The following is a 26445-nucleotide window of genomic DNA, read 5'->3' as shown; positions in this document are numbered from 1 at the left end:
CTATTTGTTTTGAGGGACTGCCCGTGACAAATGCAAAGCGTTTTGATAACTACATCAACGGTGAATGGGTTGCGGGTAGCGATTACTCCAACAACATCAACCCGTCCGAATTGACCGACACCATTGGCGAGTACGCCAAAGCTGATCTCGCTCAGGTTCACGCCGCCATCGACGCCGCTCGCGCCGCGTTCCCGACCTGGTCCACGTCGGGCATTCAGGCACGTCACGATTCGCTGGATAAAGTCGGCACTGAAATCCTCGCTCGCCGCGAAGAGCTCGGCACCTTGCTGGCTCGGGAAGAGGGCAAGACCCTGCCCGAAGCCATCGGTGAAGTGACCCGCGCCGGCAACATTTTCAAGTTCTTCGCCGGTGAATGCCTGCGTCTGTCCGGCGACTACTTGCCGTCGGTGCGTCCGGGTGTGAACGTTGAAGTGACTCGCGAAGCGCTGGGCGTGGTCGGTCTGATCACACCATGGAACTTCCCGATCGCGATCCCTGCGTGGAAAATCGCCCCGGCCCTGGCCTACGGCAACTGCGTCGTCCTGAAACCGGCCGATCTGGTGCCGGGTTGCGCCTGGGCGCTGGCCGAAATCATCTCCCGCGCAGGCTTCCCCGCCGGCGTGTTCAACCTGGTGATGGGCAGCGGTCGTGTGGTGGGCGATGCGCTGGTGCAGAGCCCGAAAGTCGACGGCATCAGTTTCACCGGTTCCGTGGGTGTCGGTCGTCAGATCGCAGTCAACTGCGTGTCGCGCCAGGCCAAGGTTCAGTTGGAAATGGGTGGCAAGAACCCGCAGATCATTCTCGACGATGCCGACCTCAAGCAAGCGGTCGAGCTGTCGGTACAGAGCGCGTTCTACTCCACTGGCCAGCGGTGCACCGCCTCGAGCCGCTTCATCGTCACCGCCGGGATTCACGACAAGTTCGTTGAAGCCGTGGCTGAGCGCATGAAGTCGATCAAGGTCGGTCACGCGTTGAAAACCGGCACCGACATTGGTCCGGTCGTCTCGCAAGCGCAACTTGAACAGGACATGAAGTACATCGACATCGGCCAGTCCGAAGGTGCGCGTCTGGTCAGCGGCGGCGGTCTGGTGACCTGCGATACCGAAGGCTATTACCTCGCGCCAACCCTGTTTGCCGACAGCGAAGCATCGATGCGCATCAGCCGCGAAGAGATCTTCGGCCCGGTGGCCAACGTGGTTCGCGTCGCGGATTACGAGGCTGCGCTGGCCATGGCCAACGACACCGAATTCGGTCTGTCGGCGGGCATCGCCACCACGTCGTTGAAGTACGCCAACCACTTCAAACGCCACTCCCAGGCCGGGATGGTGATGGTCAACCTGCCGACGGCGGGCGTGGATTACCACGTTCCATTCGGTGGGCGTAAAGGTTCATCCTATGGGTCCCGCGAGCAAGGTCGCTACGCGCAAGAGTTCTACACCGTGGTGAAGACCAGCTACATCGGCTCCTGACAGAAAAAACCGCGGTATCGGCATCGATACCGCAACAGTTTCACCCGCGCATAAAAATAATCAGTGGGAGTACATCTACATGCAAGCGACCAAGCCGACCCACGTCCGCTATTTGATTTTGCTCATGCTTTTTCTGGTGACCACGATCAACTATGCCGACCGGGCTACCATCGCCATCGCAGGCTCCAGCCTGCAAAAAGACCTCGGCATCGACGCGATCACCCTCGGTTATATCTTCTCTGCATTCGGTTGGGCCTACGTGGCCGGGCAAATTCCCGGTGGCTGGTTGCTGGACCGTTTCGGCTCGAAAAAAATCTACGCGCTCAGCATCTTCACCTGGTCGCTGTTCACCGTGTTGCAGGGCTATGTCGGTGAGTTCGGCATGTCCACGGCGGTGGTTGCGTTGTTCATGCTGCGCTTCCTGGTGGGCCTGGCCGAAGCGCCATCCTTCCCCGGCAACGCACGCATTGTGGCGGCCTGGTTCCCGACCGCTGAGCGCGGTACGGCGTCGGCGATTTTCAACTCGGCGCAATATTTCGCCACGGTGCTGTTTGCGCCGCTGATGGGCTGGATCGTTTACAGCTTCGGCTGGCAGCACGTGTTTATCGTCATGGGCGTGATCGGCATCATCTTCTCGGGGATCTGGCTGAAGGTTATCCACAGCCCGCGTCAGCACCCGATGATCAATGACGCCGAGTTCAAACACATCGCCGATAACGGCGGCATGGTCGACATGGACCAGGACAAAGGCAAAGGTAAAAAGGGCGACGGTCCGAAGTGGGACTACATCCGCCAGTTGCTGACCAACCGCATGATGCTCGGCGTGTATCTGGGCCAGTACTGCATCAACGGCATCACGTACTTCTTCCTGACCTGGTTCCCGGTGTACCTGGTGCAAGAACGCGGCATGACCATCCTCAAGGCCGGTTTCATCGCCTCATTGCCGGCGATCTGCGGCTTCATTGGTGGCGTGCTCGGCGGCGTGATTTCCGACTACCTGCTGCGCAAAGGCCATTCCCTGACCTTCGCCCGCAAGGCGCCGATCATTGCTGGCCTGCTGGTCTCCAGCAGCATCGTGGCCTGTAACTACGTGGACGTTGAATGGATGGTCGTCGGCTTCATGGCCCTGGCATTCTTCGGTAAAGGCGTGGGTGCGCTGGGTTGGGCCGTGGTGTCTGACACCTCGCCAAAACAGATCGCCGGTCTCAGCGGTGGCTTGTTCAACACCTTCGGCAACATCGCTTCGATCACCACCCCGATTGTCATCGGCTACATCATCAGCTCCACTGGTTCGTTCAAATGGGCGCTGGTGTTTGTCGGTTGCAACGCACTGGTCGCAGTGTTCAGTTACCTGGTGATCGTCGGTCCGATCAAACGTGTGGTACTCAAGGAGCCGCCCGTCAGCGGTCCTGAAACCAATAACAAATTGTCTCAAGCGCATTCCTGAGGAGCGGCGTCATGCAGTTGATTGAACATTCCGACTCGCCGCGCTACATCCGCCTGCACGAGCGGGACAACGTAGTGATCGTGGTCAATGACCAAGGCGTGCCGGCCGGCACTGAGTTTCCGGACGGCCTGGTCACCGTGGACTTCGTGCCACAGAGCCACAAGGTCACCCTGGAAGACATTCCCGTGGGTGGCCAGGTGATTCGTTACGGGCAGACCATTGGCTACGCGTTGCAGCCGATTCCGCGTGGCAGCTGGGTCAAGGAAGATCAACTGCGCATGCCCACCGCACCACCGCTGGACAGCTTGCCGCTGTCCACCGAAGTGCCGGCGGCGCAGGCACCGCTGGAAGGCTTCACGTTCGAGGGTTATCGCAACGCCGACGGCACCGTCGGCACGCGTAACATTCTCGGGATTACCACGACAGTTCAGTGCGTCACCGGCGTGCTGGACCATGCGGTCAAGCGCATCAAGGACGAGTTGCTGCCCAAGTATCCGCACGTCGATGACGTGGTCGCGCTGACTCACAGCTACGGCTGTGGCGTGGCGATTACGGCGACTGACGCGTACATCCCGATCCGTACCGTGCGCAACCTGGCGCGTAACCCGAACCTGGGTGGCGAAGCGTTGGTGATCAGCCTGGGCTGCGAGAAATTGCAGGCCGGGCAGGTGATGCACGAGAACGACAGCTCGGTGGATTTGAGCGATCCGTGGTTGTACCGCTTGCAGGATTCGAGTCACGGTTTCACCGAGATGATCGAGCAGATCATGGCGCTGGCCGAGACCCGTTTGAAGAAGCTCGATCAGCGTCGCCGGGAAACCGTGCCGGCGTCCGAGCTGATTCTGGGCATGCAGTGCGGCGGCAGCGATGCGTTTTCCGGCATCACCGCCAACCCGGCGCTGGGTTATGCCTCGGACCTGTTATTACGCGCGGGTGCGACGGTGATGTTTTCCGAAGTCACCGAGGTGCGCGATGCGATTTACCTGCTGACTTCCCGCGCAGAAACTGAGGAAGTCGCTCAGGAACTGGTGCGCGAGATGGACTGGTACGACCGTTACCTGGCCAAGGGCGAAGCGGATCGCAGCGCCAACACCACGCCGGGCAACAAGAAGGGCGGGTTGTCGAACATTGTCGAGAAGTCGCTGGGCTCGATCGTCAAATCCGGCAGCAGCGCTATCAACGGGGTGCTTGGCCCGGGTGAGCGCTTCAAGCGCAAAGGGCTGATCTTCTGTGCGACCCCGGCCAGTGATTTTGTCTGCGGGACGTTGCAATTGGCGGCGGGGATGAACCTGCATGTGTTCACTACCGGGCGTGGTACGCCGTATGGTTTGGCGATGGCTCCGGTGGTGAAGGTGTCGACCCGGACCGAGCTGGCGCAGCGCTGGCCGGATTTGATCGACATCGATGCCGGACGGATTGCGACCGGGCGGGCCTCGATTGAAGACCTCGGCTGGGAGTTGTTTCACTATTACCTGGATGTGGCTAGCGGCAAGAAGCAAACCTGGGCGGAGAAGCACAAGCTGCATAACGACATCACCTTGTTCAACCCAGCGCCGATCACGTAAGACTGTGGCGAGGGAGCTTGCTCCCGCTGGACTGCGTAGCAGTCCCAACTTTGGGGCCGCTTCGCGGCCCAGCGGGAGCAAGCTCCCTCGCCACAGGTTCCCCATCACTTGCTCGACCAGACGCCGATGTCCTCCGTGGCTTATCATTAGCCCCCTAACGACGCCCACCCAAGGTTACCCCCGGCATGCTGGCTATCTTCCTCGAAACCCTGAACATCACCGCGCCGGTGTTTGCCATGCTGTTTCTGGGGGCGCTGCTCAAGCGCATCGACTGGATTAACGACAACTTCATCCACACAGCGTCGGCCCTGGTGTTCAACGTCACCATGCCGGCGTTGCTGTTTCTGGGCATCCTGCATGCCGACCTGCACGCCGCGTTGCAACCGGCGCTGCTGATCTATTTCTCGCTGGCGACGCTGGTGTGTTTTGCCATCGCCTGGGGCTGGGCGATCTGGAAGTGTCCGCGGGAAGACCGGGGGATCTACACCCAGGGCGCCTTTCGCGGCAATAACGGGGTGATCGGCCTCGCACTGGCGGCAAGCATGTACGGCGACTACGGGATATCCCTCGGGGCGATTCTCGCGGCGTTGGTCATCCTGTTTTACAACACGCTCTCGACCATCGTGCTGGCGGTGTATAGCCCGGTGATCAAGTCTGACCCCTGGAGTATCTGCAAAAGCGTGATGGTCAATCCGCTGATCATCAGCGTGTTTGCGGCGGCGCCGTTTGCCTACTTCCAGATCAGCTTGCCGGGATGGCTTGAGAAGTCCGGTCAATACCTGGCGCAAACCACCTTGCCGCTGGCGCTGATCTGCATTGGCGGCACGCTGTCGCTGGCGGCCCTGCGCAAAAGCGGCAACATGGCGCTGAGCTCAAGTCTGGTGAAGATGATCGGCCTGCCGATTCTGGCGACGCTGGGGGCGTGGCTCTGGGGCTTTCGTGGTGCGGAGTTGGGAATTCTGTTCCTGTACTTCGGCAGCCCGACCGCCGCGGCCAGTTTTGTCATGGCTCGTCAGGCCAATGGCAATCATGAACTGGCGGCAGCGATCATCGTGATCACCACGTTGATGGCGGCGATCACCACCAACATCGGGATCTTCCTGTTGCAGTGGGGCGGGTGGATCTAGTCGGCCTTCTGGTAACTGTCGATCACTTCCTGCGCCGCCCGAAACGCATCGATGGCCGCCGGTACACCGGCATACACCGCGCAATGCAGCAGCGCTTCACGAATCTCTTCCACGGTGCAGCCATTGTTCAGCGCACCGCGCACGTGACCTTTCAATTCCTGCGGGCACTTCAACGCGGTCAGCGCGGCGAGGGTGATCAGGCTGCGGGTTTTCAATGGCAGGCCTTCGCGGTTCCAGACGCCGCCCCAGGCGTGCTCGTTGACGAAATCCTGCAGCGGTTGAGTGAACTCGGTGGCATTGCCCAGCGCGCGGTCGACGAAGGCGTCACCCATCACTTGGCGGCGGACTTCAACCCCAGGCTTTTTATCATCGGTCATGGCAATTCCTTATTGTGGTGTTGGCGACGCCAGGCGCGCAGCGACGTGAACAGCAAAAACGCCATCAGCGCCGGCAGGACAAAAAACAGCATCAGGTGTTCAAGCTTGCCGGCCAGCGGCATGCCGGTGGTGAACGACACCACGTGCAGACCGTAAGCCAGATACAAACCCAAAAACAGCAGACCTTCGGCACGGGTCACCCGGTAACCGGAATAAAACACCGGCAGGCACAACACCGCGACGCCGAGCATCACCGGCAAGTCGAAATCCAGGGCGTTTGGCGATACCGACAGCGGCGTCGGAGCGATCAGTGCGGTGAAACCCAGCACGCCCAAGAGGTTGAACAGGTTGCTGCCGATCACGTTGCCCACGGCGATGTCGCGTTGACCGCGTAACGCGGCGATCAACGAGGTCGCCAGTTCCGGCAGGGAGGTGCTGACAGCAACAATGGTCAGGCCGATGATCCGCTCCGACAACCCCAGATCGGTCGCGACCGAAACCGCCGCGCCCAACAGCAAGTGCCCGGCGTAGACCAGCATCGCCAAACCCACGGCGATCATCAGCAGACTGCTGAGCCATGGCGCTTGCGGGACTTCGTGGGTCGTCGATTGCGGGCGGGTCGAGTGCCGCGACTGGCGCAGCAGCAGGCCCAGATATAGCACCAGTGCCGCGAGCAGCAGCACGCCATCGGCGCGGGTCAGTTCTTCGTTCCACGCCAATACGAACACCAGCAGGCTGGCGCTGATCATCAGCGGAATATCCAGGCGCACCAGTTGCCGTGAAACCCGCAGCGGGATGATCAGCGCCGAGAGCCCGAGGGTGACGAGGATGTTGAAGATGCTACTGCCGATCACGCTGCCGACGGCGATGTCGGCGTTCTGTGCCAGGGTCGCTTGCAGGCTGACCGCCATCTGCGGTGCGCTGCTGCCGAGGGCGACGATGGTCAGGCCGATAATCAGCGGTCGTACATGCAGGCGCGCGGCGAGGCGAACGGCGGCGCGCACCATCAGCTCAGCGCCGGCGATCAGCAACAGCAAACCGCTGAGCAATTCAATCACGCTGATCAGGGGTATATCGGCAAGTCCGAAAATGGTTGGCGCTCCGTCTATCAGTCGTCGAGGGCTTGCACGCGAACCTTCGCGGTGCCGCTTCTGAGCATACCCAGTTGTTCGGCCGCTTCATGTGAAACATCGATCAGACGCCCACGAGAGTACGGCCCGCGGTCGTTGATGCGCACCACGCAGGATCTGTCGTTATTCAGGTTGGTAATCTTCACCCGGGTGCCGAACGGCAACTGGCGATGGGCGGCGGTCAGGGAATTCTTGTTGAAACGCTCGCCACTGGCGGTGCGTTTGCCATGGTGTTTGGCGCCGTAATAGGACGCCGTGCCGGTCTTGTCGTAGCCGTGTGGATCGATGACATCGGTGCTGGCGCAACCGGCCAGCAAAGAGAGCAGGGCGCAGGCACTGAGCAGACGCTTCATAGGCGGTGTTCCCAAAACAAATGTGGGAGCGGGCTTGCTCGCGAAGGGGGTATCACATCCAACATCAATGTTGACTGATACACCGCTTTCGCGAGCAAGCCCGCTCCCACAAGGATCAGAGCCAGTTTTGAGTGCTGGCTCCATTCTCATCAGCCTTCGAGCTTGCTTTTCAGCAGTTCGTTGACCTGTTGCGGGTTGGCCTTGCCTTTGGAGGCTTTCATGGCCTGGCCGACGAAGAAGCCGAACATCTTGCCGCGTTTGGCTTCGTCTGCCGCGCGGTACTGTTCAACCTGTTCGGCGTTGGCTGCGAGCATTTCGTCCAACACTGCCGAAATCGCGCCCGTGTCGGTCACTTGCTTCAGGCCGCGCTTGTCGATGATCTCGTCCGCGCTGCCTTCGCCGTTGGCCATGGCTTCAAATACCACCTTGGCGATTTTGCCGGAGATGGTGTTGTCGGTGATGCGCAGCAGCATGCCGCCCAGTTGCTCGGCCGAGACCGGCGACTGGTCGATGTCCAGGCCCTGTTTGTTCAACAGGCTGCCCAATTCAACCATCACCCAGTTGGCCGCCAGCTTGGCGTCGCCGCCGATGCTCACGACTTTCTCGAAGTAATCGGCTTGCTCGCGGCTGGTGGCCAGGACGCTGGCGTCGTAGACCGACAGACCGAACTGCGCCTGGAAGCGCTCGCGTTTCTGTGGTGGCAGTTCCGGCAGGGTGGCGCGCACGTCGTCGAGGAACGAGTCTTCGATGACCACCGGCAGCAGGTCCGGATCGGGGAAGTAACGATAGTCGTTGGCTTCCTCTTTGCTGCGCATCGGACGGGTTTCGTCCTTGTTCGGATCGTACAGTCGGGTCTGCTGGATCACCCTGCCGCCGTCTTCGATCAGTTCGATCTGACGCTGCACTTCGGTGTTGATCGCCTTCTCGATGAAACGGAACGAGTTCACGTTCTTGATCTCGCAGCGCGTGCCGAATTCAACCTGGCCTTTCGGGCGGATCGACACGTTGCAGTCACAACGCAGCGAACCTTCGGCCATGTTGCCGTCGCAGATGCCGAGGTAACGCACCATCGCGTGGACAGCCTTGACGTAAGCCACGGCTTCCTTGGCGCTGCGCATGTCCGGCTCGGAAACGATTTCCAGCAGCGGCGTGCCGGCACGGTTCAGGTCGATGCCGGTGGCGCCGCTGAATTCTTCGTGCAGGCTTTTACCGGCGTCTTCTTCCAGGTGCGCGCGGGTGATGCCGACGCGTTTGACCGTGCCGTCTTCCAGCGCGATGTCCAGGTGGCCCTTGCCAACGATCGGCAATTCCATCTGGCTGATCTGGTAGCCCTTGGGCAGGTCCGGGTAGAAATAGTTTTTACGCGCGAACACGTTGTGCTGGCCGATCTCGGCATCAATCGCCAGACCGAACATCACCGCCATGCGCACTGCTTCCTGGTTCAGCACCGGCAATACGCCAGGCATACCGAGGTCAACCAGGCTGGCCTGGGTGTTCGGCTCGGAACCGAAAGTGGTGGAGCTACCGGAAAAGATTTTCGACCGGGTGGTGAGCTGGGTATGAATCTCCAGCCCGATCACGACTTCCCATTGCATGTGTTTCTCCTCAGAAGCCGGTTGGGGTGCGGGTGTGCCAGTCAGTGTTCAACTGATACTGGTGCGCAACGTTGAGCAAGCGGCCTTCCTGGAAATACGGGGCGAGCAACTGCACGCCGACCGGCAGGCCATCGACAAAACCTGCTGGCATGGACAAGCCCGGCAGACCGGCGAGGTTGGCGGTGATGGTGTAGACGTCTTCCAGGTACGCAGCGACCGGGTCGCTGTTCTTGGCGCCGAGCTTCCAGGCCGGGTTCGGCGTGGTTGGGCCGAGGATGATGTCGACCTCATTGAAGGCAGCCATGAAGTCGTTCTTGATCAGACGACGGATCTTCTGCGCCTTCAGGTAGTAGGCATCGTAGTAACCGGCCGACAGCGCGTAGGCGCCGACCATGATCCGGCGCTGTACTTCCGGGCCGAAGCCTTCGCCACGGGAACGCTTGTACAGGTCTTCCAGGTTTTTCGGGTCTTCGCAGCGATAGCCGAAACGCACGCCGTCGAAACGCGACAGGTTGGAAGACGCTTCCGCCGGGGCGATCACGTAGTACGCAGGGATCGCGTGCTGCATGTTCGGCAGGCTGATTTCCTTGACCACGGCACCGAGCTTTTTCAGCTCTTCAACGCTGGCCATGACCAGGTCGGCGATGCGCGGGTCGAGACCGGCGCTGAAGTATTCCTTCGGCACGCCGATGCGCAGGCCTTGCAGCGAACCGTTGAGGCTGGCGCTGTAATCAGGCACAGGTTCGTCGATGCTGGTGGAGTCCTGCGGGTCGAAACCGGCCATGCCTTGCAGCAGGATCGCGCAGTCTTCGGCAGTGCGCGCCAATGGACCGCCCTGATCGAGACTGGAAGCGTAGGCGATCATGCCCCAGCGCGAAACGCGACCGTACGTCGGTTTCAGACCAGTGAGGTTGGTCAGGGCGGCGGGCTGACGGATCGAACCGCCCGTGTCGGTGCCCGTGGCCGCAGGCAGCAGGCGTGCGGCAACCGCGGCCGCCGAACCGCCGGACGAACCGCCGGGCACGTGTTCCAGGTTCCACGGGTTTTTCACTGCGCCGTAGTAGCTCGACTCGTTGGCCGAACCCATGGCGAATTCGTCCATGTTGGTCTTGCCCAGCGTCACGGCGCCGGCAGCGGCCAGTTTGGCGACCACGGTGGCGTCGTACGGTGCTTTAAAGTTGTCGAGCATCTTCGAGCCGCAACTGGTGCGAATGCCCTGGGTGCAGAACAGGTCTTTGTGGGCGATCGGCGCACCGAGCAGGGCGCCGCTCTCACCATTGGCCCGGCGTGCGTCAGCGGCTTTCGCCTGCGCAAGCGCCAGGTCTTCGGTGAGGCTAATGAAACTGTTGAGCTGAGGGTCGAGCTGGGCGATACGCGCCAGCAGGGTTTTGGTCAGCTCTTCGGAAGAAAACTTTTTATCGGCGAGACCGCGGGCGATCTCGGCCAGAGTCAATTGATGCATTGCAGGCTCTTTCCCTTTAGTCGATGACTTTCGGAACCAGGTACAGGCCGTTTTCGACCGCTGGTGCGATGGACTGATAGGCCTCGCGATGATTGGTCTCGGTCACGACGTCTGCACGCAGGCGCTGGCTGGCTTCCAGTGGGTGGGCGAGCGGCTCGATACCGTCGGTATTGACCGCCTGCATTTCGTCGACCAGCCCCAGAATGCTGTTCAGGGCCGAAGTGATGTGTGGAAGATCGGCATCATTAAGGCCCAGACAGGCCAGATGAGCGATTTTTTCCACGTCGGAGCGTTCAAGCGTCATGGGATTCTCCAGTGGAAGGAAAACAGAACGGATGCTATCCGTGTGTTAGATTGTCGGAACACTACCGCATTTCTACGGTCATAAGGCCGCGATTGTGGGGGTTGGTGCACAGAAAAGCGGCCAATTTAACATATTGGCGCCTTGCCCAAAATCCCTGTCGTTGTTAGAGTTTGCCGCACTTTTTTACCCACGCGTTGCCTAGGGTCCCTTTCCCATGTTCAAGAAACTGCGTGGCATGTTTTCCAGCGATCTTTCCATTGACCTGGGCACTGCCAACACCCTTATTTACGTGCGCGAGCGCGGTATCGTCCTGAATGAGCCATCGGTTGTGGCTATTCGGACACACGGTAACCAGAAAAGTGTCGTTGCTGTCGGCACCGAGGCCAAGCGCATGCTCGGCCGTACGCCGGGCAACATTGCTGCCATTCGTCCGATGAAAGATGGCGTGATCGCCGACTTCAGCGTTTGCGAAAAGATGCTGCAGTACTTTATCAACAAGGTTCACGAAAACAGCTTCCTGCAGCCTAGCCCTCGCGTGCTGATCTGCGTTCCGTGCAAATCCACCCAGGTTGAGCGTCGTGCCATCCGTGAGTCGGCCCTCGGTGCCGGTGCCCGTGAAGTGTTCCTGATCGAAGAGCCAATGGCTGCTGCGATCGGTGCCGGCCTGCCGGTTGAAGAAGCTCGCGGCTCGATGGTTGTCGATATCGGTGGCGGTACCACTGAAATCGCGCTGATCTCCCTGAACGGTGTGGTTTACGCCGAGTCCGTACGGGTTGGCGGCGACCGCTTCGACGAAGCGATCATCACTTACGTGCGTCGCAACTACGGCAGCCTGATCGGTGAATCCACTGCCGAGCGCATCAAGCAGGAAATCGGTACTGCCTACCCGGGCGGCGAAGTTCGCGAAGTCGACGTTCGTGGCCGTAACCTGGCCGAAGGCGTTCCACGCGCATTCACCCTGAACTCCAATGAAGTGCTGGAAGCTCTGCAAGAGTCCCTGGCCACCATCGTTCAGGCTGTGAAAAGTGCGCTGGAGCAATCGCCTCCGGAACTGGCTTCCGATATCGCCGAGCGTGGTCTGGTACTGACCGGTGGTGGCGCCTTGCTGCGTGACCTCGACAAGTTGCTGGCCCAGGAAACCGGTCTGCCGGTAATCGTTGCCGAAGACCCGCTGACCTGCGTTGCTCGCGGCGGTGGCCGTGCGTTGGAAATGATGGATAAACACACCATGGACCTGCTGTCGAGCGAGTGATCTCGCCCGACGCATCTATGCTGTTGGCGCGCAGGCAGCACTTTGCAGTGCTGCCTGTTGGCGTTTATCTTCTGTCAGTCTGCATCCAGGCCGGTTTGATGCCGTATGAATAAAGAGAACATTTGCCTGGGAGGAGCGGCTTATTAAACCGCTTTTCACCAAAGGGCCTTCACTGGGCGTGCGCTTGTTGGTGCTGGTCGTGCTATCGGTCGCGCTGATGGTGGTCGATGCCCGCTTCACACTGCTCAAGCCAGTGCGTAGCCAAATGTCGCTGGTACTGATGCAGTCTTACTGGATCACCGACCTGCCACAGCGGCTATGGCAGGGTGTGGCCAGCCAATTTGGCAGCCGTACCGAGCTCGTCGCCGAAAACGAAAAACTCAAAACCGAAAACCTGCTGTTGCAGGGCCGCATGCAAAAGCTTGCCGCCCTCACCGAGCAGAACGTTCGGCTGCGCGAGTTGCTCAACTCCTCCGCGCTGGTCAACGAGAAGGTCGAAGTGGCCGAGCTGATCGGCATGGACCCCAATCCCTTCACCCACCGCATCATCATCAATAAAGGTGAGCGCGACGGTGTGGTCCTCGGTCAGCCGGTGCTCGATGCCCGCGGCCTGATGGGACAGGTGGTCGAGTTGATGCCGTACACCTCTCGTGTGCTGCTGCTGACCGACACCACTCACAGCATTCCGGTACAGGTGAACCGTAACGGTCTGCGGGCGATTGCCAGCGGCACCGGTAACCCGGAACGCCTGGAGCTGCGTCACGTGGCCGATACCGCCGACATTAAAGAAGGCGATCTGCTGGTCAGCTCCGGTCTGGGGCAGCGGTTCCCGGCGGGTTACCCGGTGGCGACGGTCAAGGAAGTGATTCACGATTCCGGTCAACCGTTCGCTATTGTGCGTGCCGTGCCGACCGCCGCCTTGAACCGTAGCCGTTACCTGTTGCTGGTGTTCACCGACGGCCGCACAGCCGAAGAGCGCGCCAACGAAGCTGCCCAGGCTCAAGAGGCTTTGGACCAGCATGGTGGTGGACCGATCATTCCAGCGACCGTGCCGAAACCTGCCATCGTCCCGGCTGCTGTTGCTGCGCCCGTGACGCCGGTTGCACCGACGGCTGTCCCTGCTGCCCCTGCTGCCACAACCCCGCCCAAACCTGCGGCGACTCATCCTGCTCCTGCGAAACCTGCCGCCAGCAAGCCGCCCGCGACGCAACCTGCGGCCGCTAAACCGCCCGCTGCCGTGAAGCCTGCTGCCAAACCGCCTGTCTCTGCGCCGGCTACCACTGGGGGACGAGAATAATGGTTGGTGCTACTGCATCCCGAAACGGCTGGATGGTCTGGCTGACATTCGCCATAGGCATGCTGCTCAGCGTTTCGCCGCTGCCGCAATTCATGGAAATCCTCCGTCCACTGTGGCTGGCCTTGCTGTTGGCATTCTGGGCGTTAGCCATGCCGCAGAAAGTCGGGATGGTCACCGCGTGGTGCCTGGGCCTGGCCGAAGACGTGCTTTATGGCACGCTGCTGGGCCAGAACGCGTTGATCCTGACATTGATCACGTACCTGGTGCTGGCGCTGCAACAACGCCTGCGCATGTTCCCTATGTGGCAACAGAGCCTGGTGATCCTGGTGATCTTCGGCCTCGCGCAGCTTGTTCAACTATGGCTCAGCGCCCTGACCGGCAATCGTCAGCCGACGCTGGCGCTGGTCTTGCCGGCATTGGTCAGTGCATTGCTCTGGCCATGGATCAGCTACGGTTTGCGCGGTTTGCGTCGACGTTACAAAATCAATTAATTCGGTCAGGCATTTGCCCGCACCGGTGCCCTGTCTCGCAAATATGTTTCTTTTTTGGCGAGTGGCTGTTGTTGCCAGGCAAGGCGCCGCGACAAGTCATAGCTGGCTATGGCGAGGAGCGGCAACGCAGTATGGCAACAACAGACGCCGCCAAAAAGGAACAGTATTTGTGAGGCGGGGCACTAAACAAGGGAGATGTCTTGATGAAACAGCTGTACCTCGCCTCAGGCTCGCCGCGTCGGCGTGAACTGCTCACGCAGATCGGCGTGCCGTTCTCCGCCATCAGTGCGGAGATCGATGAAACCCCTTTAGAAGATGAATCCCCGTCGGCCTATGTCGAGCGCCTGGCGCGCGGCAAAGCCGAGGCCGGGCGCGGGACTGTCGTGTCCGACGCAGATTTTTGCGTGCTGGGCGCCGACACCGCCGTGGTGCTGGATGGAAAAATTCTCGGCAAGCCGGTTGATGAAGCCGAGGCGTGCGCCATGCTTATGATGTTGTCCGGGTGTGAACATGAAGTCCTGACGGCGATTGCGGTGCGAGAAGGTGAGCGTTGCGAGTCTCGGGTGGTGCGCAGTCTGGTGCGTTTTCGCAACATCAATCGCGATGAAGCGGTGGCCTACTGGGCCAGCGGCGAGCCGCAGGACAAGGCCGGCGGCTACGGCATTCAAGGACTCGGCGCGGTGTTTGTAGCCGGGCTCAATGGCAGTTACTCGGCGGTAGTCGGGTTACCGCTGTGCGAAACCGCTGAGCTGCTCGGCCATTTCGGCATACCCTGTTGGCAAACCCTTAACGCGCGTTGAGCGTCGTACTGACAAGATGCGGCCATTATCGTGAACATGCCTGAACGAGACCCTGCCATGAGTGAAGAGATCCTGATCAACATCACGCCGATGGAATCGCGCGTGGCGGTGGTTGAAAACGGTGTTCTGCAAGAGGTCCACGTCGAGCGCACGCAAAAGCGCGGGATCGTCGGCAACATCTATAAAGGCAAGGTCGTGCGGGTATTGCCCGGCATGCAAGCGGCATTCGTCGACATCGGACTGGACCGCGCCGCGTTCATTCACGCCTCGGAAATCTCTCTGCGCGAAGGCCCTGCGGTCGAGAGCATCAGCGCTCTGGTTCACGAGGGTCAGAGCCTGGTGGTGCAAGTCACCAAGGACCCGATCGGCTCCAAAGGCGCACGCCTGACGACTCAGTTGTCGATCCCGTCGCGTTATCTGGTGTACATGCCGCGCACTGCACACGTTGGCATTTCGTTGAAGATCGAAGACGAAGCCGAGCGCGAACGACTCAAGCAAGTGGTCACCGATTGCGTGGCCAAAGAAGGCATCCAAGAGGCCGGTGGCTTCATCCTGCGTACCGCTGCCGAAGGTGCCGGTGCCGATGAAATCCTGATGGACATTCGCTACCTGCGTCGTCTCTGGGATCAGATCAACGAGCAAATCAAAACCATCAGCGCGCCGAGTGTGATCTACGAAGACCTCGGCCTGGCGCTGCGCACCTTGCGTGACCTGGTGAGCCCGAAGATCGAGAAGATCCGGATCGACTCCCGGGAAACCTTCCAGAAAACCACGCAGTTCGTCGCCGAGCTGATGCCGGAAATCGCCGATCGTCTTGAGCATTACCCTGGCGAACGGCCGATCTTCGACCTGTACGGCGTCGAAGACGAAATCCAGAAAGCCCTGGAGCGTAAAGTCCCGCTGAAATCCGGCGGTTATCTGGTGGTCGATCCGGCGGAAGCCATGAGCACCATCGATGTCAACACCGGGGCGTTCGTCGGTCATCGCAACCTCGAAGAAACCATCTTCAAGACCAACCTCGAAGCCGCGACCGCCATCGCTCGTCAGCTGCGCCTGCGCAACCTGGGCGGGATCATCATCATCGACTTCATCGACATGGAAGATGAAGAGCACCAACGTCAGGTGCTGCGCACGCTCGAGAAGCAACTGGAGCGCGATCACGCCAAGACCAACATCATCGGTATCACCGAATTGGGCCTGGTGCAGATGACTCGCAAGCGCACCCGCGAAAGTCTTGAGCAAGTGCTGTGCGAACCGTGCAGCAGCTGTCAGGGACGCGGCAAGCTCAAGACGCCGGAAACCGTTTGCTACGAGATTTTCCGCGAAATCCTCCGAGAAGCTCGCGCCTATCAGGCGGAAGGCTATCGTGTATTGGCAAACCAGAAAGTGGTCGACCGTTTGCTCGATGAAGAGTCGGGCAATGTCGCCGAGCTCGAAGGTTTTATCGGACGCACCATCCGGTTCCAGGTGGAAACCATGTATTCCCAGGAACAATACGACGTGGTGCTGCTCTGAATCGCTGTATTTCAACCCTGCTAGAACGGCTGGCCTCAGCTTTTTGCAGCATTTTTGCCATGGGAGCCAACTGACATGGAACGTCTGACACGCATTTTGGCCGCACTGACCCGCTGGGGTCTGGGGCTGTGTGCGTTGGTATTGGTGTTGATGGCGTTGTACGTCAGCCTCGGCCGAGAGCTGACCCCGCTGGTGGCCGAGTACCGTGCCGAAGTCGAAGCCAAAGCCAGCGCTGCCTTGGGCATGCCGCTGAATATCGGCGAACTGGAAGGCAACTGGAGCGGCTTTGCTCCGATCATGCTGGCTCACGACGTGATGGTCGGCGAGGGCGCCAATGCCCTGCGTCTGGATCAGGTGCGCGCGGTGCCGGATCTTTGGGCCAGTCTGATGGCTCGCGAAGTGCGCATCGCTCACCTGGAACTCAGGGGCCTGAAGATCAGCCTCAAAGAAGGCGAGGACGGCCATTGGGCGCTGGAAGGTTTGCCGGTGCAGCAGGATCAGCCGCTGGATCCTGAGCAATTGCTCAATCGCATGCAGATGGTTCAGCAACTGTCGGTACTCGATAGCCAGGTCACTTTGCAGCCACTGCAAGAGCAACCGCTGACCCTGACTTACGTCGGCTTGAATCTGAAAACCGGCGTCTCCCGCCAGCGCCTCGACGCCCGTTTGACTCTGCCCGACGGACAACCGGTGGCCATCAGTCTGCGTACTCGTCTGCGCGCCAGCGAATGGAAAGACGGCGAGGCCGAAGCGTATTTGAGCCTGCCGCAAAGCGACTGGTCGAAATGGTTGCCTGAGCGCGTGACCCAACAATGGAATTTTTCCGAGTTCAAGGCCGGCGGCGAGCTTTGGGTGAACTGGAGCAAGGGTGCCCTGCAAAGTGCTGCGATTCGCTTGAACGCGCCGCAACTCAAGGGCGCGTACGCCGAGCGCAAGCCGATCCAGATCAACAATCTGGCGCTCAATGGCTATTTCCAGCGCAGCTCTGAAGGCGTGCTGGTAACCCTGGATTCGCTGGCCATGAGCCTTGGCGAGACTCGTTGGGAATCGCATCTGCAATTCAAACAAAACGCGGCGACCGACAAGACTGAAGAGCTTTGGCATCTGCAAGCCGACCGCCTCGATCTCACCCCGATCACCCCGATACTGAATGCATTGGGGCCGCTGCCCGAGGGCGTCGCCACCGCCGTCGAGCGACTCAAAGTGACGGGTGGCCTGCGCAACGTACTGATCGACTTCCGACCCACTGCCACCGACGACAGCAAGTTCAGCTTTGCCGCCAACCTGGATCGGGTCGGCTTCGATGCCTATCACGGTGCTCCGGCGGCGCGAAATGTCAGTGGCAGCATCAGCGGTGATCTGGGCGGTGGTGAGCTGCGCATGGACAGCAAGGATTTTTCCCTGCACCTGGACCCGATTTTCGCCAAGCCATGGCAGTACATTCAGGCCAATGCCCGACTGACCTGGAAACTCGATAAAGACGCCTTCACTTTGATCGCGCCGTACCTGAAGGTGCTGGGCGAGGAGGGCAAGATTGCCGGCGACTTCCTGATCCGTCTGCATTTCGACCACACCCAGGAAGACTACATGGACCTGCGGGTCGGTCTGGTGGACGGCGACGGGCGCTACACCGCCAAGTACTTGCCTACACTGCTCAGCCCGGGGCTGGACGAATGGCTGCGTACGGCGATTCTCAAAGGTGCGGTGGACGAAGGCTTCTTCCAGTACCAGGGTTCGCTGAACCACGGGGCCGCCGAGACGGCCCGCAGCATCAGCCTGTTCTTCAAGGTTCACGACGCCGAACTGGCCTTCCAGCCAGGCTGGCCACATGTCAGCAAAGTCACGGGGGACGTGTTTGTTGAAGACAGCGGTGTGCGGATCCTGGCCAGCAAGGGGCAGTTGCTCAATACCCAGGTCAGCGACATTTACGTCAATATTCCCCGTGCGCCAGCGGGGCAAAACGTCCATCTGTTCCTCGACGGCGGATTCGCCGGCGGGTTGGGCGATGGCCTGAAGATTCTCCAGGAAGCACCGATCGGCACCGCCGCCACCTTTGCCGGTTGGGAAGGCGAGGGCGATCTGCGGGGCAAACTGAAACTGGACATTCCATTGGTCAAAGGCGAGCAGCCGAAGATCCTCGTCGACTTCAAGACCGCCAACGCCCGTCTGAAACTGGCCGAGCCAACTCTGGAGCTGACTCAGCTCAAGGGCGATTTCCGTTTCGACAGCACCAAGGGTTTGAGCGGGCAAAACATCACCGCGCGCGCCTTTGATAAACCGGTTACTGCACAGATTTTCGCCGATGGCGGTCCCGGCACCCTCAAGACTCGCGTCGCCGCCTCGGGCCAGGTCGAGGTCAAGAAACTGACTGATTGGCTGAGTGTGACTCAGCCGTTGCCAGTGTCCGGTGTGATCCCTTATCAGCTGCAATTGAACCTTGATGGGGCCGACAGTCAATTGATGGTCAGCTCCAACCTCAAGGGTGTAGCAATCGATTTGCCGGCACCGTTCGGCATGGCGGCCGACGTCGGCCGCGACACCACGTTCCGCATGACCCTGCAGGGGCCCGAGCGGCGCTACTGGGTCAACTACGGTGAGCTGGCGAACTTCACGTTTGCGGCGCCGCCCGGCAATTTTGCCGACGGTCGTGGCGAGTTGTTCCTGGGTGGCGGTAATGCCGTGCTACCCGGCGCCAAAGGCCTGCGGGTGCGCGGCGTGCTGTCGGAACTGGACGTCGGCCCCTGGAAGGACCTGGTAGACAAGTACGCCGGCCAGGATGCGGGCGGCAACGCCAAACAGTTGCTCAGCGGTGCGGATTTCAAGATTGGCAAGCTCAGCGGTGTCGGCACTACGCTCGATCAGGCTTCCGTACAGTTGAACCGCAAACCCGCCGCGTGGGCCTTGCAACTCGACAGTCAGCAGGTCAAGGGCAGCGCCAGCATCCCCGATGCGAAAGCCGCGCCGATTGCGATCAATCTGCAATACGTGCGTTTGCCGGCGCCTGACCCGACGGTCCTGGCCGACGAAAATTCGCCGGATCCGCTGGCCTCGGTGGATCCGACGAAGATCCCGGCAATGGATATCACCATCAATCAGCTGTTCCAGGGCAAAGACCTCGTCGGGGCCTGGTATCTGAAAGTCCGTCCGACCGCCAAGGGCATTGCGCTTAATACGCTGGATCTGGGCCTCAAGGGCATTCTCCTGCAGGGCAGCGGCGGTTGGGAAGGCACGCCCGGATCCAGCAGCAGTTGGTACAAGGGCCGGATCAGCGGCAAGAACCTCGCCGATGTACTGAAGGGCTGGGGCTTTGCGCCGAGTGTCACCAGCGAAGATTTTCATATGGATGTCGATGGTCGCTGGCCCGGTTCGCCGGCCTGGCTGGCCAGCAAGCGCTTCTCTGGAACCCTCGATGCTTCGCTGAAAAAAGGCCAGTTTGTTGAAGTTGAGGGCAGCGCCCAGGCGTTGCGAGTGTTTGGCTTGCTGAACTTCAACTCCATCGGCCGCCGGCTGCGTCTGGACTTTTCTGACTTGTTTGGCAAAGGCCTGAGTTATGACCGGGTCAAGGGTTTGTTGGTCGCGACCAACGGCGTTTACGTGACCAAGGAGCCGATCCAGATGACCGGCCCGTCGAGCAATGTTGAGCTCAACGGCACTCTGAACCTGGTGGGTGACCAGATCGACGCCAAGTTGCTGGTGACTTTGCCAGTAACCAACAACCTGCCGATTGCCGCGCTGATCGTCGGTGCACCGGCTATCGGCGGCGCGCTGTTCCTGATCGACAAGCTGATCGGTGACCGTGTGGCGCGTTTCGCCAGCGTCCAATACACCGTCAAGGGCCCGTGGAAAGAGCCGAAAATCACCTACGACAAGCCTTTTTGACTCGCGTTTTGAAAACACACTCCCCAAGCGTATGGAGTAGCATGGCCGTAAGTCCCCTGTATGTGTTGATTCCAGATTAGGGTAAGGCCATGTCTGTAGCGGTGATTCAAATGGTCAGCCAGAGCGATGTGCTGGCCAATCTGGCCCAGGCCCGTCGGCTGCTTGAGCAAGCGGCAGCCGGTGGTGCGCAGCTTGCCGTACTGCCGGAAAACTTCGCCGCCATGGGCCGTCGCGACATTGCCGACATCGGCCGCGCCGAGGCATTGGGTGAAGGCCCGATCCTGCCATGGTTGAAACAGACCGCCCGCGACCTCAAGTTATGGATAGTGGCCGGCACCTTGCCGTTGCCGCCGGTGGATCAACCGACGGCCAAAGTGCATGCCTGCTCGCTGCTGGTGGATGACCGCGGCGAAACCGTTGCACGGTATGACAAGTTGCACCTTTTCGACGTCGATGTGGCGGACAATCGCGGGCGTTATCGCGAATCCGATGACTATGCTTATGGCAGTGGGGTAGTCGTGGCGGACACGCCCGTCGGTCGAGTCGGGCTGACGGTGTGTTACGACCTGCGCTTCCCGGAGCTGTACAGCGAATTACGCGCTGCCGGTGCAGAGTTGATTACCGCGCCGTCGGCCTTTACCGCGGTGACCGGCGCGGCGCATTGGGATGTATTGATTCGCGCGCGAGCCATCGAAACTCAATGTTATATGCTCGCGGCTGCCCAGGGTGGGACGCATCCGGGGCCACGAGAAACCTTTGGCCATGCCGCGATTATCGACCCGTGGGGACGTGTGCTGGCGCAACAGGATCAAGGCGAGGCCGTGCTGCTGGCCGAACGCGATAGCAGCGAACAGGCGTCCATCAGGGCGCGGATGCCGGTGTCCAGTCACCGGCGCTTTTTCTCGCAGGGCGCCCGGCGACCTGCCTCAGAACGATGAATTTAAGGCGTAAAGCATATGAGCGAGTTGTTGTCCTCAGTCAGTGAACACCTCCTGGCGCCCGGCGGCGTAACGATCGAGAGCCTGCAAGGTGTACTCGGCGATCTGGCCGGCCCAGGCATCGATGCTGCCGACCTGTATTTCCAGGGGCAGATTTCCGAGTCTTGGGCGCTGGAAGACGGGATCGTCAAGGAAGGCAGCTTCAATCTTGACCAAGGTGTCGGTGTGCGAGCGCAATCGGGTGAGAAAACCGGTTTTGCCTACAGCAATGCCATTACCCTGGAAGCCCTCGGCGCCGCGGCCCGTGCCGCACGTTCGATCTCCCGCGCCGGTCAGAACGGCACGGTGCAAGCCTTCACGACTCAGGATGTCGCCCAGTTGTACGGGCCGGACAATCCGTTGGAAGTGATGACCCGTGCCGAGAAGGTCGAACTGCTCAAACGCATCGACGTCGCGACTCGCGCCCTCGACACGCGTATCCAGCAAGTCACCGTGAGCATGGCTGGCGTCTGGGAGCGAATCCTCGTGGCTTCTACCGACGGTGGCCTGGCCGCCGATGTTCGGCCGTTGGTGCGCTTTAACGTCAGCGTGATCGTCGAGCAGAACGGTCGCCGTGAGCGCGGCGGTCATGGCGGTGGCGGTCGTACCGATTACCGTTATTTCCTCAGCGACGACCGCGCCATGAGCTATGCCCGTGAAGCGTTGCGTCAGGCGTTGGTGAATCTGGAAGCCATCCCTGCGCCGGCCGGTACGTTGCCGGTGGTACTGGGTTCGGGCTGGTCCGGTGTGTTGCTGCACGAAGCGGTCGGCCACGGTCTGGAAGGTGACTTCAACCGCAAGGGCAGTTCGGCGTACAGCGGTCGTATGGGCGAGATGGTTGCGTCCAAGCTTTGCACCATCGTCGATGACGGCACGCTGGCCGGTCGTCGCGGTTCCCTGAGCGTCGATGATGAAGGCACCCCGACCGAGTGCACGACACTGATCGAAAACGGCGTACTCAAGGGCTACATGCAGGACAAGCTCAATGCCCGTCTGATGGGCGTGGCCCGAACCGGTAACGGTCGTCGCGAGTCCTATGCGCACCTGCCGATGCCGCGCATGACCAACACCTACATGCTGGCGGGCGAAAGCGACCCGGCAGAAATCATCGCTTCGGTGAAGCGGGGCATCTACTGCGCCAACCTCGGCGGCGGTCAGGTGGATATCACCAGCGGCAAATTCGTGTTTTCCACCAGCGAGGCGTACCTGATCGAAGACGGCAAAATCACTGCCCCGGTCAAAGGCGCGACGTTGATCGGCAACGGGCCGGAAGCCATGAGCAAAGTGTCGATGGTCGGTAACGATCTGGCGCTGGACAGCGGCGTGGGGACGTGTGGCAAGGATGGGCAGTCGGTGCCGGTGGGTGTCGGCCAGCCAACGCTGAAAATCGATGCGATCACTGTGGGTGGCACGGGGTCGTAAGGAAATACAACTCCTGTAGGAGCTGCCGCAAGCTGCGATCTTTGCTTTTTAAGATCAAAAGATCGCAGCCTGTGGCAGCTCCTACAAGGGCTGCGGTGACTTAACGCAGACCGCGTTGAGTCTCGTCCAGCTCACGGATGTACTTGAAGATTTTACGGCTCGATGCCGGTGGCTTGTTGGTCGCCAGTTCGTGCTGGGCCTGACGGATCAGGGAGCGCAATTGCTGACGATCAGCCTCCGGGTAGTCGAGCACGAACTTCTCCAGGACTGCATCGTCGCCCGCGATCAAGCGATCGCGCCAGCGTTCCAGACCATGGAAACGTTCGTTGTACTGCCGAGTGGAGGCATCCAGTTGATCGAGCAGAGTCAGAATGGCGTCAGTGTCCTGATCGCGCATCAGTTTGCCGATGAACATAAGGTGCCGTTTACGCGCGATATTCGCGGTGTGCTTTGGCGCATCGGCCAGGGCCCGGCGCATAGCGTCGGTCAACGGCAGTTTTGCCAGCAAGTCAGGCTTGAGTGTTGTAAGGCGCTCGCCAAGGTCAACCAGAGCATGAAGCTCGCGTTTAACCTGGGATTTGCTTTTTTCTCCCGTATCGAGGGAGTCGTCGTAAGAATCAACCATGGTGGCCGTCCGCAAAGAAACGCCGCCATGATAACCAGTCGGGGGCCGCTTGTCCGGCCCGGTCGCTCGAAGGCCCTAGCCGAAAGCAGAATTTGAGTGGAGAACAGCATGAGTGCAGTTGAAAGCGTCGGCCCACAAGCGTTGCCGGCACTGCAAGAACAAGTCGAGCAGATCATCGCTGAAGCCAAGCGCCAGGGTGCCAGTGCCTGTGAAGTGGCGGTGTCCCTGGAGCAGGGCCTGTCGACCTCGGTGCGTCAGCGTGAAGTCGAAACCGTCGAATTCAACCGCGATCAGGGCTTCGGCATCACCTTGTACGTTGGCCAGCGCAAGGGCTCGGCCAGCACGTCCGCCAGTGGTCCGGAGGCGATTCGCGAAACCGTCGCCGCCGCACTGGCCATCGCCAAGCACACGTCTGAAGACGAAGCTTCGGGCCTGGCGGATGCTGCGCTGATGGCCAAGGATCTGCAGGATTTCGACCTGTTCCACCAATGGGACATCACCCCGGAGCAAGCCATCGAGCAGGCCCTGGCCTGTGAAGCGGCGGCGTTTGCCACCGACAGCCGGATCAAGAACGCCGATGGCACCACCCTCAGCACCCATCAGGGCTGCCGCGTTTACGGCAACAGCCACGGTTTTATCGGCGGATACGCGTCGACCCGGCACAGCCTGAGTTGCGTGATGATCGCCGAGGCCGACGGCCAGATGCAGCGCGATTACTGGTACGACGTGAACCGTCAGGGCAATTTGCTGGCCTCTCCGGAGAGCATCGGCCAACGTGCTGCGCAACGGGCGGCGAGCCGTCTGGGCGCGCGTCCAGTGCCGACCTGCGAAGTGCCGGTGTTGTTTTCCGCAGAGCTGGCCGGTGGTTTGTTCGGGAGTTTTCTGTCGGCGATTTCCGGCGGCAGTCTGTATCGCAAATCCTCGTTCCTTGAAGGCACGCTGGGGCAGAAACTGTTCCCGGAATGGCTGACCATCGATGAGCGTCCGCACTTGATGCGCGCCATGGGCAGTTCGGCGTTCGATGGCGATGGTCTGGCCACTTACGCCAAACCATTCGTCGAAAAAGGCGAGTTGGTCTCGTACATTCTCGGCACGTACTCGGGCCGTAAGCTCGGGATGCCGAGCACTGCCAACGCTGGTGGCGTGCACAACCTGTTCGTCACCCATGGCGACGAAGATCAGGCAGCCTTGCTGCGCCGCATGGGCCGCGGCCTGCTGGTGACTGAATTGATGGGCCAGGGCCTGAACATGGTCACGGGCGATTACTCCCGTGGCGCGGCGGGTTACTGGGTCGAGAATGGCGAAATCCAGTTTGCGGTTCAGGAGGTGACCATCGCCGGCAACATGCGTGACATGTTCAAACAGATCGTTGCCGTCGGTAATGACCTGGAACTGCGCAGCAACATTCGTACAGGTTCGGTGCTGATCGAGCGGATGACGGTAGCCGGCAGCTAACGCTTAACCGTTACGCAAAAAGGCGCGTCACCCATCGTTGGGTGACGCGCCTTTTTTTGTGCCGATTTTCTCGGGGTTGTTTTGGTTCTCATTATCATCTAATAATAAATCTCATTACCGAATGAGCCCGGATCATGAGTTCTGCCTTGCACGAGCAGCCTTACCTCGAAAGCTGGCGCTGGATGAGTCGCCAGATCCGTTGCGCGATGGACCCTGACGAGCCTCGCCTGATCGAACATTACCTGGCCGAAGGTCGGTATCTCGCCTGCTGCACGGCAACCTCTCCCTGGACCATCGCCGAAACTACTTTCCGCCTGTTACTCGACACCGCCGCCGATGTCGCGCTGCCCTGGCACTGGCGCACCTTTTGTCTGGACCAGGCCTGGCGGCCGTTGCGCGATCTGGAACGCCTCTCTCTGTGCAAATGCCGCCTCAAGCGCTGGCAGAGCTACACCTGGCAACTGGCGACCTGCGAGTTGCAGCCCTCGATTCCTCTCATAGAACTGGTGCAAGGATTTTCTGATGACCAAGACACGCATTGAACGCGACAGCATGGGCGAACTTCAAGTGCCGGTGGACGCGCTTTATGGCGCACAGACCCAGCGCGCGGTGGATAACTTTCCCATCAGCGGCAAACCAATGCCCGTGCAGTTCATTCGCGCGCTGATCCTGGCCAAGGCCGCCGCTGCCCGAGCCAACGTCGAGCTCGAGCAAATCAGCGAATCCCAGGGCACTGCCATCGTCGATGCGGCGCTGGGCCTGCTCCAAAGCGACTTCATGCAGCATTTTCCGGTGGATATCTTCCAGACCGGTTCCGGCACCAGTTCGAACATGAACGCCAACGAAGTGATCGCCACCCTGGCCAGCCGACTGCTCGGCGAGCCGGTGAACCCCAACGATCACGTCAATTGCGGCCAAAGCAGCAACGACATCATCCCGACCACCATCCACGTCAGTGCTGCGTTGGCGTTGCACGAGCAATTGTTGCCGGCACTGGTGCGTCTGGTTCAGGTGATCGAGGGCAAGGCCGAAGAGGTTCATCATCACGTCAAAACCGGTCGCACTCACTTGATGGACGCGATGCCGGTGCGCATGAGCCAGGTGCTCAACGGTTGGGCGCAGCAGCTCAAGGCCAACATCGGTCATCTGCAGGATCTGCTGCCGAGTCTGCAATCCCTGGCCCAGGGCGGCACTGCGGTGGGCACCGGCATCAACGCTCATCCGCAATTCGCGGCGCGTTTCAGTGAGCAACTGAGCAAGCTGACTCAGGTGCAATTCCAGCCGGGTGAGGATCTGTTTGCGCTGATCGGCTCTCAGGACACGGCGGTCAGCGTTTCCGGTCAGCTCAAGGCCACGGCCGTTTCGCTGATGAAAATCGCCAACGACCTGCGCTGGATGAACTCCGGCCCGCTGGCCGGTCTTGGTGAAATCGAGCTCGAAGCCTTGCAGCCGGGTTCTTCGATCATGCCTGGCAAGGTCAACCCGGTGATCCCGGAAGCGACTGCCATGGTCGCCGCTCAGGTCATCGGCAATGACACGGTTATCACCATCGCCGGTCAGTCGGGCAATTTCGAGCTGAACGTGATGCTGCCGATCATCGCCCAGAACCTGCTGAGCAGCATCGAATTGCTGGCCAACTCAAGCCATCTGCTGGGTGAAAAGGCCATCGCCAGCTTCAAGGTCAACGAAGCCAGGCTCAAGGAAGCGCTGTCGCGTAACCCGATCCTGGTCACCGCACTCAACCCGATCATTGGTTACCAAAAAGCTGCAGAGATCGCCAAGAAGGCCTATCAACAGGGCCGTCCGGTGATCGATGTCGCTCTCGAACACACCGACCTGACCCGCAGCCAGCTTGAGGTTTTGCTGGACCCGGAAAAACTCACCGCAGGCGGCGTGTAACCAC

At 60.4% G+C, this 26445-nt stretch carries 22 protein-coding genes; 15 read left to right on the top strand and 7 right to left on the bottom strand.

The window, feature by feature from the left end; genetic code table 11:
• Nucleotides 1-23 precede the first annotated feature (23 nt).
• From ACSQ87_RS27485 to ACSQ87_RS27470, 4 genes are all read left to right on the top strand, one after another.
• The gene (locus ACSQ87_RS27485; protein ID WP_436274787.1) at nucleotides 24-1469 is read left to right on the top strand and encodes an aldehyde dehydrogenase family protein; all 1446 of its coding nucleotides are present in this window, start codon (nucleotides 24-26) and stop codon (nucleotides 1467-1469) included.
• A 79-nt stretch (nucleotides 1470-1548) separates the two neighbouring features.
• Complete coding sequence (locus tag ACSQ87_RS27480; RefSeq protein ID WP_436274786.1) at nucleotides 1549-2916, top strand: MFS transporter; 1368 nt, start codon at nucleotides 1549-1551, stop codon at nucleotides 2914-2916.
• A gap of 11 nt (nucleotides 2917-2927) precedes the next feature.
• Nucleotides 2928-4481 carry a galactarate dehydratase gene (gene garD, locus ACSQ87_RS27475; RefSeq protein WP_046045834.1) on the top strand — a complete coding sequence of 518 codons (1554 nt, stop codon included), beginning with the start codon at nucleotides 2928-2930 and terminating at the stop codon, nucleotides 4479-4481.
• A gap of 185 nt (nucleotides 4482-4666) precedes the next feature.
• Complete coding sequence (locus ACSQ87_RS27470; RefSeq protein WP_223429877.1) at nucleotides 4667-5608, top strand: AEC family transporter; 942 nt, start codon at nucleotides 4667-4669, stop codon at nucleotides 5606-5608.
• On the opposite strand, the gene ACSQ87_RS27465 is transcribed toward ACSQ87_RS27470, so the two are convergent.
• From ACSQ87_RS27465 to gatC, 6 genes are all read right to left on the bottom strand, one after another.
• A complete protein-coding gene (locus ACSQ87_RS27465) occupies nucleotides 5605-5985 on the bottom strand; it encodes a carboxymuconolactone decarboxylase family protein (RefSeq protein WP_223429876.1) in 381 nt (126 codons plus the stop codon). The genes ACSQ87_RS27470 and ACSQ87_RS27465 overlap by 4 nt on opposite strands.
• Nucleotides 5982-7043, bottom strand: coding sequence for a calcium/sodium antiporter (locus ACSQ87_RS27460; RefSeq protein WP_223429875.1), 1062 nt, complete (start codon nucleotides 7041-7043; stop codon nucleotides 5982-5984). Before ACSQ87_RS27460 ends, ACSQ87_RS27465 begins: the two co-directional genes overlap by 4 nt.
• A gap of 50 nt (nucleotides 7044-7093) precedes the next feature.
• Nucleotides 7094-7468: a septal ring lytic transglycosylase RlpA family protein gene (locus tag ACSQ87_RS27455; protein ID WP_223429874.1), complete on the bottom strand. Its 375-nt coding sequence runs from the start codon at nucleotides 7466-7468 to the stop codon at nucleotides 7094-7096.
• Between the two features lie 149 nt (nucleotides 7469-7617).
• The gene (gene gatB, locus ACSQ87_RS27450; RefSeq protein WP_095129458.1) at nucleotides 7618-9063 is read right to left on the bottom strand and encodes an Asp-tRNA(Asn)/Glu-tRNA(Gln) amidotransferase subunit GatB; all 1446 of its coding nucleotides are present in this window, start codon (nucleotides 9061-9063) and stop codon (nucleotides 7618-7620) included.
• Between the two features lie 10 nt (nucleotides 9064-9073).
• On the bottom strand, nucleotides 9074-10525 hold the full coding sequence (gatA, locus tag ACSQ87_RS27445) for an Asp-tRNA(Asn)/Glu-tRNA(Gln) amidotransferase subunit GatA (protein ID WP_223429873.1): 1452 nt from the start codon (nucleotides 10523-10525) through the stop codon (nucleotides 9074-9076).
• A 16-nt stretch (nucleotides 10526-10541) separates the two neighbouring features.
• Entirely contained in the window at nucleotides 10542-10829 is a 288-nt protein-coding gene (gene gatC / locus ACSQ87_RS27440; protein ID WP_008026876.1) for an Asp-tRNA(Asn)/Glu-tRNA(Gln) amidotransferase subunit GatC, read from the bottom strand.
• A 214-nt stretch (nucleotides 10830-11043) separates the two neighbouring features.
• On the opposite strand from gatC, the gene mreB reads away from it, so the two are divergent.
• The 8 genes from mreB (at nucleotide 11044) to tldD (ending at nucleotide 22462) form a co-directional block, all read left to right on the top strand.
• Nucleotides 11044-12081 (top strand): rod shape-determining protein MreB, encoded by a 1038-nt coding sequence (gene mreB, locus ACSQ87_RS27435; RefSeq protein WP_002555108.1) that lies wholly within the window; start codon nucleotides 11044-11046, stop codon nucleotides 12079-12081.
• A gap of 142 nt (nucleotides 12082-12223) precedes the next feature.
• A complete protein-coding gene (gene mreC / locus ACSQ87_RS27430) occupies nucleotides 12224-13378 on the top strand; it encodes a rod shape-determining protein MreC (RefSeq protein WP_223429893.1) in 1155 nt (384 codons plus the stop codon).
• A complete protein-coding gene (mreD, locus tag ACSQ87_RS27425) occupies nucleotides 13378-13869 on the top strand; it encodes a rod shape-determining protein MreD (protein ID WP_008148886.1) in 492 nt (163 codons plus the stop codon). The genes mreC and mreD overlap by 1 nt, the downstream gene beginning before the upstream one ends.
• 203 nt (nucleotides 13870-14072) lie before the next feature.
• Entirely contained in the window at nucleotides 14073-14669 is a 597-nt protein-coding gene (locus ACSQ87_RS27420; RefSeq protein WP_223429872.1) for a Maf family protein, read from the top strand.
• Between the two features lie 57 nt (nucleotides 14670-14726).
• On the top strand, nucleotides 14727-16184 hold the full coding sequence (gene rng, locus ACSQ87_RS27415; RefSeq protein WP_033058026.1) for a ribonuclease G: 1458 nt from the start codon (nucleotides 14727-14729) through the stop codon (nucleotides 16182-16184).
• 75 nt (nucleotides 16185-16259) lie between these two features.
• On the top strand, nucleotides 16260-20063 hold the full coding sequence (locus tag ACSQ87_RS27410; protein ID WP_223429871.1) for a YhdP family protein: 3804 nt from the start codon (nucleotides 16260-16262) through the stop codon (nucleotides 20061-20063).
• A gap of 89 nt (nucleotides 20064-20152) precedes the next feature.
• Nucleotides 20153-21001 (top strand): carbon-nitrogen hydrolase family protein, encoded by an 849-nt coding sequence (locus tag ACSQ87_RS27405; RefSeq protein WP_223429870.1) that lies wholly within the window; start codon nucleotides 20153-20155, stop codon nucleotides 20999-21001.
• An 18-nt stretch (nucleotides 21002-21019) separates the two neighbouring features.
• Nucleotides 21020-22462 carry a metalloprotease TldD gene (gene tldD, locus ACSQ87_RS27400; RefSeq protein WP_095129451.1) on the top strand — a complete coding sequence of 481 codons (1443 nt, stop codon included), beginning with the start codon at nucleotides 21020-21022 and terminating at the stop codon, nucleotides 22460-22462.
• A 100-nt stretch (nucleotides 22463-22562) separates the two neighbouring features.
• Here the strand turns inward: tldD and yjgA are convergent, their stop codons facing one another.
• Entirely contained in the window at nucleotides 22563-23087 is a 525-nt protein-coding gene (yjgA, locus tag ACSQ87_RS27395) for a ribosome biogenesis factor YjgA (protein ID WP_007901505.1), read from the bottom strand.
• Nucleotides 23088-23195: 108 nt separating this feature from the next.
• Between yjgA and pmbA the strand changes: the two genes are divergently transcribed.
• The 3 genes from pmbA to ACSQ87_RS27380 all read left to right on the top strand — a co-directional run bounded on the left by pmbA (nucleotide 23196) and on the right by ACSQ87_RS27380 (nucleotide 26441).
• A complete protein-coding gene (pmbA, locus tag ACSQ87_RS27390) occupies nucleotides 23196-24542 on the top strand; it encodes a metalloprotease PmbA (protein ID WP_046045848.1) in 1347 nt (448 codons plus the stop codon).
• 134 nt (nucleotides 24543-24676) lie between these two features.
• Nucleotides 24677-25084 carry a FagA protein gene (locus tag ACSQ87_RS27385; RefSeq protein WP_150658797.1) on the top strand — a complete coding sequence of 136 codons (408 nt, stop codon included), beginning with the start codon at nucleotides 24677-24679 and terminating at the stop codon, nucleotides 25082-25084.
• Nucleotides 25065-26441: a class II fumarate hydratase gene (locus tag ACSQ87_RS27380; protein ID WP_223429869.1), complete on the top strand. Its 1377-nt coding sequence runs from the start codon at nucleotides 25065-25067 to the stop codon at nucleotides 26439-26441. Before ACSQ87_RS27385 ends, ACSQ87_RS27380 begins: the two co-directional genes overlap by 20 nt.
• Nucleotides 26442-26445 lie beyond the last annotated feature (4 nt).

It is taken from the genome of Pseudomonas sp. LjRoot277, assembly GCF_964253845.1.
Classification (GTDB): Bacteria; Pseudomonadota; Gammaproteobacteria; order Pseudomonadales; family Pseudomonadaceae; genus Aquipseudomonas.
Note: the sequence above shows the minus strand (reverse complement) of the source record. Positions and strands in the feature narration are given on the sequence as shown.